The sequence below is a fragment of the Chitinophaga eiseniae genome, assembly GCF_012641265.1.
Taxonomy (GTDB): domain Bacteria; phylum Bacteroidota; class Bacteroidia; order Chitinophagales; family Chitinophagaceae; genus Chitinophaga; species Chitinophaga eiseniae_A.
On record NZ_JABAHZ010000027.1, the window covers coordinates 1 to 1,173 of the forward strand.

Here is a 1,173-nt window from a genome sequence, read left to right on the forward strand (position 1 = left end):
ATATGTAAAAGCTCCGATTTGATCCGACAGTAGGATAAATTTTTAGGCAGCTGGAGGTAGATCATCCAGCTGCTTTTCTTTTGCCAAATGTAACGTTTCTTCAAAAGTATGTAGTGGTGTCCTGCCAAAGCAATACTTGCCGGTGTGAGTTCGATTAGTATTATAGTCATTGATCCATGCGTCCAGATCTTCCTGTATCTGCTCAATGGTAGAGTAGATCCTTTTCCTAAAGGCAATAGCATAAAACTCGTCCTGAATAGTTCGATTGAAGCGTTCACAGATACCATTTGTCTGAGGACTACGCGCCTTTGTCTTGCTATGATCAATGTCTTCAAGGGCAAGATAAAGTTCATACTCGTGATGTTCCCGGGCGCCGCAATATTCGGTTCCTCTGTCCGTGAGTATACGCAGTAATCTGATACCCTGTTCTTCAAAGAACGGCAGTACCTTATCATTGAGCATATCAGCAGCTATCAATGCATGTTTGCGGTCATAGACCTTTGCAAAGGCGACTTTTGAATAAGTATCAATAAATGTCTGCTGATAAATTCGGCCAACTCCCTTGATTGTGCCAACATAGTAGGTATCCTGAGCTCCCAGATAACCCGGGTGATGGGTTTCAATCTCTCCATGGGCTGTCTTCTCTTCTTTAGCTCTTTCCAGGGCGACAACCTGTGCTTCAGTGAGCACCAGGCCCTCGGTTCCGGACTTGGCTTCCAGGGCCTTTAAACGCTTCTTAAAGGTTTCTAGATCGTGGCGTAACCAGACACATCGTACACCTGCCGGTGAAATAAAAACACCTTGTTTCTTCAGTTCATTACTGGCTCTGAGCTGTCCATATTGTGGTTGTTCAATAGCCATTGATACAACTGCTTCTTCGATTTGTGGTTCTATTCTGTTCTTTACAATAGCCTTTTTTCGGCTTATCTCCTGCAGGGCTGATTCTCCTCCTTCATCATATAATTCTTTGAATCTGTAGAAGCTGTCTCTGCTGTAGCCAAACAGTTTACATGCGTGGGAAACATTACCCAGTTCTTCGGCTAATTTTAATAGCCCTACCTTGTTTTTAATTAACTTTACTGCTGTATTCATTTCTGACGGTTTATGGGTTAATGAATAAGTGTGGTTACTTAAAATTAACCCTAACTGTCAGATTAAATCGCAACTATTCCA

General features: G+C 42.5%; 1 protein-coding gene. It reads right to left on the reverse strand.

Going from position 1 to position 1,173, the window contains the following annotated elements:
• Positions 1-42 precede the first annotated feature (42 nt).
• Complete coding sequence (locus tag HGH91_RS30945; protein WP_168743106.1) at positions 43-1,092, reverse strand: IS481 family transposase; 1,050 nt, start codon at positions 1,090-1,092, stop codon at positions 43-45.
• Between the last annotated feature and the right edge of the window lie 81 nt (positions 1,093-1,173).